The organism is Shewanella sp. SG41-4, from assembly GCF_014164505.1.
Classification (GTDB): domain Bacteria; phylum Pseudomonadota; class Gammaproteobacteria; order Enterobacterales; family Shewanellaceae; genus Shewanella.
Map to the genome: position 1 here is coordinate 1 of NZ_JACJFI010000207.1, position 7,653 is coordinate 7,653.

At 41.9% G+C, this 7,653-nt stretch carries 6 protein-coding genes; 4 read left to right on the forward strand and 2 right to left on the reverse strand.

Features of this window, described 5'->3' with window-relative positions; all coding sequences use genetic code 11:
• Positions 1–546: methyl-accepting chemotaxis protein (locus H5202_RS15990; RefSeq protein ID WP_259397345.1), on the forward strand; the 546-nt coding region annotated here is incomplete at its 5' end.
• Between the two features lie 134 nt (positions 547–680).
• On the opposite strand, the gene H5202_RS15995 is transcribed toward H5202_RS15990, so the two are convergent.
• A complete protein-coding gene (locus H5202_RS15995; RefSeq protein ID WP_182772956.1) occupies positions 681–2,048 on the reverse strand; it encodes a hypothetical protein in 1,368 nt (455 codons plus the stop codon).
• 198 nt (positions 2,049–2,246) lie between these two features.
• Positions 2,247–3,626, reverse strand: coding sequence for a metalloprotease PmbA (gene pmbA / locus H5202_RS16000; protein ID WP_182772957.1), 1,380 nt, complete (start codon positions 3,624–3,626; stop codon positions 2,247–2,249).
• A gap of 159 nt (positions 3,627–3,785) precedes the next feature.
• On the opposite strand from pmbA, the gene yjgA reads away from it, so the two are divergent.
• The 3 genes from yjgA (at position 3,786) to H5202_RS16015 (ending at position 7,531) form a co-directional block, all read left to right on the forward strand.
• Entirely contained in the window at positions 3,786–4,319 is a 534-nt protein-coding gene (yjgA, locus tag H5202_RS16005) for a ribosome biogenesis factor YjgA (protein WP_011639137.1), read from the forward strand.
• A 45-nt stretch (positions 4,320–4,364) separates the two neighbouring features.
• Positions 4,365–6,845, forward strand: a complete 2,481-nt coding sequence (locus tag H5202_RS16010) for an Ig-like domain-containing protein (RefSeq protein WP_182772958.1) — start codon at positions 4,365–4,367, stop codon at positions 6,843–6,845.
• A gap of 284 nt (positions 6,846–7,129) precedes the next feature.
• On the forward strand, positions 7,130–7,531 hold the full coding sequence (locus tag H5202_RS16015) for a hypothetical protein (protein WP_182772959.1): 402 nt from the start codon (positions 7,130–7,132) through the stop codon (positions 7,529–7,531).
• Positions 7,532–7,653 lie beyond the last annotated feature (122 nt).

A 7,653-nucleotide genomic window follows, 5' to 3' on the forward strand; every position in this document is an offset into this window, starting at 1 on the left:
AATACCCTAAAAATTAATGCCACCAATATTAATGAAGTGATCACCACCATTAATGCTATTTCAGATCAAACCAATTTATTGGCATTAAACGCTGCTATTGAAGCGGCACGAGCTGGTGAAATGGGTCGTGGTTTTGCGGTGGTTGCCGACGAAGTAAGAACGCTTGCCGGTCGTACTCAAGCTGCAACAGTTGAAATTCATAAAATGATTGAATTACTGCAAAGTGAAACGCTTAATATTGACAGTATTACTCGAGATACCGTCAAGCAAGCACAAACCAGTAGCGATTTAATCACTAATATTGGAACCGATATTAATGCCATTTCTGAATCAGCAAATTCAATTATGGACATGAGCTTCCAAATTTCTACATCGTCAGAAGAACAAAGTGCAGTGGCCAATGACATTGCAAAAGAGCTGACTGACATAAGACAGAAATCAAATATTATTAGAGGCTTATCGCAACAATCTTCAAGTGGTGTTAAAGACCTAGCAAAAGCATCAGCTGATTTGGGTAAAATTCTTAGTCGATACCGTACTAATTAGCCTCAGGTTAACTAATCTATTCGCTTGTATGTTCATTTGCATGTAAGCGCTAAATAAAAAGCCGATATCGATGATATCGGCTTTTTTTATGCTGTATAAGCGGTGGTTTAACTCACTCCTAACTCAACTACACATTACTGTAGTGACGTAAGTCTATGACCCAAAGTACTTGTACTGTCTGGAGTCAGCACGAAAGTATAGTTACTGTCGCCATCAAAACTGATTGAATCTGACTGATAAACTAACGTTTGGGTGCCATTATCCGCTTCGTAAACAATGTTAATTTCATAATCATCTTCAGGCAGTGTTAGGCTGAGTTGTTCGACAAAATCTAAATCCGTTAAGGTGTATTCGGCGGTTTCAATCGTTTCCGACGAGCGAACGAAATACACGGTTAAGTCATCATAATCGTAAGACAAATTCACCACATCTACTTTATACTCAAAAGCACGAGGTCGTAAGTCTTGCTCGATCACCATACCTTTGACAGAACTGTCTTCTTGTTGGTAAATCAGTAAAGACTTCACTTCATCTTGATTAAACGTCACGAGTAAGTTATCGAACAACTTGGTTTTACTGGTCGCATCTTTAGCAGTGATCCCATAATCATTAAACGATGTAGATTGATAAGCCGTTACTGTGAAGGGTGAAATCCCATACAAGTATTGTGTTTCTTGCTTACTGACCACATCAATATCAATACTTTGAGTTTCTAAACCATTAAACACACGGTAATCGGCCGTTGCTTCTAACGCGGCGTAAGTCACAGGTGTTGTGGTAGAGTCAATGCTGTCGATAGTGACGTTAATATCACCCGCTCCGAAACTATTACGAATAACCAGCTTGTAGGCAGTTTCAGAAGTTAAGCTCATACTACCTGTCGTGTAGAGCACGTTTTTAGTGCCCGTTTCTGTCAGATAGACAATATAATCATCAGTATCAAATATCTGTTCACTGGTGTAACTGTTAAACGGCACGTTGCCTAGCATTACCGCTTCATCAATGGTTTGGGTATCGAGAGAAATATAGGTATCAAAAGCACCTTTATCCGTCGCTACGTTGGCCACTAGCACTTCCATTTTGCTGTAGTCATTGTCATCGTCGGCATTTAACTCGTCCATATCATCACGTGAATAGCTAATATCCAATAGTTCAGGATCGTGATAGTCACCATAAAGTACGAACAAGTGGTTTGAATCTGCAGCCAAATTAACGGTGTCACTGTAAACGGTTACCGTTTCACTATCTTCGTCTTGACCATAAATATCCAGTTCTGTACTTCCAGTACTATAAGCATAACGCGGCATTGCATCAGCAAAATCAACTGCCGTATATGAATAGTCATCCAATACTAACGAGGTCGATGTACTATTCGGTGATGCATTATAAAACTGCACATAAGCGACATCACTACTGCTTTCTTCACTGTCTGAGCCGCAGCCTAGTAACAAGGCTCCCATTGCAGACACCATCATCAATCGACTTATTTTTTTGTTAAACATATTTACTCCATTAACTATCTAGTTACATTTTCAAGAGTTATGACAACCCTTACCTGTAAACGACTGTCAAGAAAGGTAAAGTAAAGATATAAAGCGTCAAGAGCCAAAAGAAAGCTAAAAAAAAGCCTCTTAATCAATTGATAAGAGGCTTTAATTGTTTCGCATTTAAACCATAAATGCATTTGTCAGCAAAAGGGGTTAATTACCCGCGATTTTCATCTCGCTCAGTAAAATACCACCAGTACGGATTGATGAACGTAAATCGCGATCTTTACCTACACCTTGTATTCCCATAAACATGTCTTTTAAATTGCCCGCGATGGTAATCTCTTCTACTGGATATAATACTTCGCCATTTTCAACATAAAAACCTGCCGCGCCACGAGAATAATCACCGGTAACGCCATTAACGCCTTGGCCCATCACTTCCGTCACAATTAAACCGGTATTCATAGCTTTAACCAAGTCATCAAAGGTTTGGTTTGAATGGCTTAAGGTCCAGTTGTAAACACCACCAGCATGACCAGTGTTGGTCATCGATAATTTACGAGCGGAATAACTGGTTAATAAGTAAGTTTCTAGTTGGCCACGATCAATAATACGACGGTCTTGGGTTGCGACACCTTCGCTGTCGTAATTCGCACTGGCCAGGGCGCCAATTAAATGCGGTTGCTCTTCAATACTAAACCAGTCTGGGAATATTTGCGTGTTCAGTGCTTCCATTAAGAAGCTCGACTTACGGTAAATACTGCTACCACTAATTGCGCCAATTAAATGCCCCATTAAGCCGGTGGCAATTTCTGGAGCAAACAACACTGGCATTTTTGCAGTCGCAATTTTACGGGCATCCAAACGGCTTAAGGTTTTGTTTGCTGCTTGCAAACCTACCGCTTCAGGTGACAGTAAATCATGATATTTACGGGCAACGGTATAATCGTAGTCGCGCTGCATATTGCCATCAGACTCTTCACCTATCACCACACAGCTTAAACTGTAGCGAGAGCTGCAATAGCCGTTAAGAAACCCATGGCTGTTGCCATAAACTCTAGCTGCAGTATGCGCATTGGCACTGGCACCATCTGAATTACGAATACGACTATCAACCGACAAACTGGCTTCTTCAGCGCGAATAGCCAACTGAGCGAGCTCTTCTGCATCGATATCTTGTGGATGATATAATCCTAAATCGCGAATATCTTGCGCCATCAAGGCCGGATCAGCCAAGCCGCTGAAAGGATCTTCTGAAGTGTATTTTGCAATGCCATCAGCCGCTTTTACCGCTTGGCGAATAGCCTCTGGGCTTAAGTCAGAGGTTGATGAGCTACCTTTGCGACCATCACGGTAAATGGTAATGCCTAACGCACCGTCTTTATTAAACTCAACGGTTTCAACTTCTTTTTCGCGGGTTGAAACCGACAAACCTTGCTGCTTACTGATAGCCACTTCAGCGGCCGAAGTGCCTAACTCTTTCGCATATTCTAATGCGACAGATACCGCGTCTTTTAACGCCGATAATTCAGAATCAATTCTAGGTGTTGGTTCAGTTGCGCTAGGCGCTGAAGAAGGATGAGAAGCCACAAATTTACTCTTTGATTAGTCTAATTGACGCTAGCATATCAAATTCAATTGGCGATTGATAACCGTGCATTTATATCGCCGTTGATCATCAATAAATTCTGCATATTCTAGGCCAAATAAATGCTATCATTAACGCATATTGACTTGAGGTTTATGACTATGAAAATTGTTGGCGATTCTGAGCTATTTCAGCAGCCCTATGATAATGATGACAACTATGTCAGCAGAACAGGCGTTAAAAAAGAAAGTGAGGATGCTCAAGCACTTGGCATGCGTTTAGTGGCACTGAGCAAAACTCAATTAGACAAAATGGGTTTAGATGAATTTCTATATGATGCGATTCTAAAAACAAAACTGATCAAACAAAAAACTGAAGCCTATCGCCGCCATTTACAATACATTGGTAAATTAATGCGTGGATTTGAGCATGAACCTATTGAAGCTGCACTCGATAAAGTGTTGAACAAAAACAATAATGAAGCAGCTCAGATACAGATTTTTGAAAAAATGCGTGAACGCTTGTTAGCTAATGGCGATGATGAGGTCCAAGTTTTACTGGATTTACATCCTCAACTTGATCGTCAAAAAATGCGTCAACTGATCCGCCAAGCGAATAAAGAACTGGCTAAAGGCCCAGAATCAAAATCGTCTAAAGAGTTATATAAGTATTTAAGATCTGAAATTAAAGACTAGGGTCCATCTAAAAATAGTCTGTTTAATAGAATAAGGATATTGCTAATGCGGCTAAAAATGATGACTCGTACACTATTGTTATTATTAACTTCAGTGTTGTTATTTACCGGTTGTAACGGTGCCGCGGACGGCACCGATACAGACACATCGAATGATAGTTTTAGTATTACCGTCAGCTATCAAAATGTTGTCAATGGCCAATGTGATTCGAGTACTGACTCACTGATTTTTGATATTGATGCTAGCTTTTGTGCCGTTGCGCACCTCAAGTTAGGTAATGCCAACGTCAGTGGCGCGCTCATTACTTTTAGCACCACCAATGCTGCAATAACGCCTACAACGGTGTTGACATTGTATTCTGGTCTTGCGACAACAGTTGTCACATCAAGCAGCACCGACGCTGGCACGCTTAGCGCAACTTATTCTCCAAGTGATGCAGATACTATTAGTGCAACTCGCAATTATCAATTTAAAGAGTATGACACCAGTATTACTGTCGAAGCGATTAAATTTACCGTTTCGATAAGTGATGCAACTGGCCCAATTACCCGCTTTAATATTGATAAAACAGTGCAACTCAATGCCTTGCTTACCGACAGTAACAATCAAGCTATTGCTAACCAAATTGTGACATTCAATGCTGGTAGTGCTTCGTTAACGCCAGCAACCGCACTGACTAAAGCCTCAGGTATTGCCACACTAAACTACACGCCTTCCGAGGCAGAGTTAGGCGCTAGCCTGTTAACTGTTACCACCGAATATCAAGGTAGTACTCTTACCAGCAGCAGCGCTTTTGAAGTGTTAGCGTCTGACGATGTTGCCACCAATGGCAATGTTAAGATGGGCTCGTATAATGCTAATGGTGAGTTTGTTGAAAGTGAATTGGCGACAACGCTAGTCGCAACAACTGATGGCAGTTATAACATTAGCGCCGGTGGTACATTTGGGATTACCGCTACGTTAGTTACCGAAAACACCGATGGTACATTGACTCGCTTACAAAGCCCAACCAGCATCAGTTTTAGCTCCGACTGTTCTACTAACGACAATGCCACACTTGATACGACTGTTACCAGCTTATCAGGCTCGGCTAGCTCGACCTTCTCAGATGTCAGTTGCAGTGGCAACAGCGAACGTAATGACATCATCCTTGCAACAGCAACTGTTAATGGCAGTAGTTTGAGCGCAAGCTTACCTTTTACGTTAGCCCGTCAAACGTTATCTAACGTGAGCTTTGTGTCAGCTGACCCAAGCCAAATTCGCATCAAAGGTTCTGGCGGCACCGGTTCAACAGAATCATCGTTAGTGACCTTTTTAGTGACCAGTGCGAATGGCCAACCGGCAGCACAACAAACGGTTAATTTCAGCTTAGACACCAGTGTTGGTGGTTTAAAATTTGCTAATGGTGAAGTGACTGACAACAGTATTACCAATTCCCAGGGATTAGTCAGTGTGCGCGTGCAAGCGGGTACAATTCCTACCCCAGTAAGAGTGATGGCATCAACCACAGACGCCGACACTAACCAAACCATTACTAGCCAATCAGAACAGCTGACCGTCAATACCGGTTTGCCACAACAGCTTGGTTTTAGTATTTCAAGCTCAAATGCCAACCCAGAAGCAGGTGACTATAACGGCGAACAAGTTACCATTACAGCGTATGCCTCTGATAGTTTTGCGAACCCTGCACCAGACGACACCACCATCAACTTTACCGCCGAAGGTGGTCAAATACAGCCATCATGTACTATTGCAAATGGCAGTTGCTCTGTAATTTGGACGTCAGCATCACCACGGGTAAGCGACCACCGCATAACCGTTATGGCTTATGCGTTAGGACACGAAACGTTCTTCGATACCAATGGCAATAATGTGTTTGACGATGTTGATGGTGGCGTGGTTAACGGCTGCTTAAGCGGTACAACGTCAGTAGCATGTAGTGGCAACGGAATGGATGTAGAAACTTACCATAACGGTGGTTTTGTTGACTTGCCTGATGCCTTTAGAGATGACAACGAATCTCGCACTCATGATTCTGGTGAACCATACTTTAATATTCAAGCGAGTAACACATACCAACTAGCTGACGGTAAGTTTAATGGCCCACAGTGCCAAGGTGCATTATGCGATAGCAATGCCATGAGTACTTATATCCGTAAAGCATTAGTATTAACAATGTCAGGTTCTAGCGCTAACTTCGTGGTTAGCCAAAATGGCAGCTTGATTAATAATTACGCCACTGACATTCAGCCTATCGCACTAGATGAAACGGCAAAGTTTGATGTGGTGCTATCTGATAGTGCAAATCAAATACTACCATCGGGCACAATATTAACCGTTGCTAGCACCGAAGGTGAACTGCAGTTCTCTGGCTATACGGTACCGAACAAGAGTTCAGTTGGAGGAACATCAACCTCATTTACCTTGAAAAATAATGGTACACCTGGCACCAGTCAAGTCACACTGATAGCAACGACACCTAAAGGTGTGGTCACTGAACTGAGATTTTATGTGACCTTGTCATAAGCTAAATGATTATCCTTAAAGCCTGCTAATTAAGCAGGCTTTTTTATACTTGGCATTAACAAATATGTTGATACAATAAGACATGCTATACGGTATTGAATCGATATTTTGTTGAAATAAAGAGCTATTTTGCTAACTGACCTTATGTGCAGCTGGCAAATTGTTCAGCTAGTAAATAGCACAACATCCTTCGTTTCGATACCATCAATAGCATCTGTAAACAGGGCTAGTTTACTACTACGAGGGACCGATTTACGACTCTCGACGCATACTAAGGAATAATAATGCGCAAAATTTCTCTACTTTTTACCCTAGCAGCAGGCGTACTACTTACCGCTTGTGCCGCTAAACCACCAATCGTGGCTCAAAACAAAACGGTTGTCGTTAATGACCAAACTTTCGTGCTTGGCGGATCGTACGATAAAGAAAAAAATAAACTGTTACTGACCGCTAATGGAGACCCAATCATGCAGGGTCGATTCCCGCCAATGACACCTACTCAACATCTTAATGCGAACTTTAAAGAAATGAAATTTAAAGGCGATTGTTACTTCGGTTCGGTACTCGGAGATCAGGGTGGAAGCTTTGGTGTTGTCGCTAGCATTATTCAATCGGCAAAATCGAGCACTGCAGATAAATGTGACATCTTTATCGATGGCACCAAGCAAGAAACACTGTACTTCTAATTAACCTGAACTCGGGATAAAAAATTGAACTAATCGCCCTCTTCGTGATCAGATCTTTCGACCAAGAAGGAACCAATCACGCAGAGGGCTTATGAATAATTTAGTGGATATATTTTGTGATG

Excerpts from the sequence above, each read along its gene's own strand:
- H5202_RS15995 (WP_182772956.1), bottom strand. The coding sequence starts at position 2,048 with ATGTTTAACAAAAAAATAAGTCGATTGATGATGGTGTCTGCAATGGGA.
- yjgA (WP_011639137.1), top strand. The coding sequence starts at position 3,786 with ATGAAAATTGTTGGCGATTCTGAGCTATTTCAGCAGCCCTATGATAAT.
- H5202_RS16010 (WP_182772958.1), top strand. The coding sequence starts at position 4,365 with ATGCGGCTAAAAATGATGACTCGTACACTATTGTTATTATTAACTTCA.
- H5202_RS16015 (WP_182772959.1), top strand. The coding sequence starts at position 7,130 with ATGCGCAAAATTTCTCTACTTTTTACCCTAGCAGCAGGCGTACTACTT.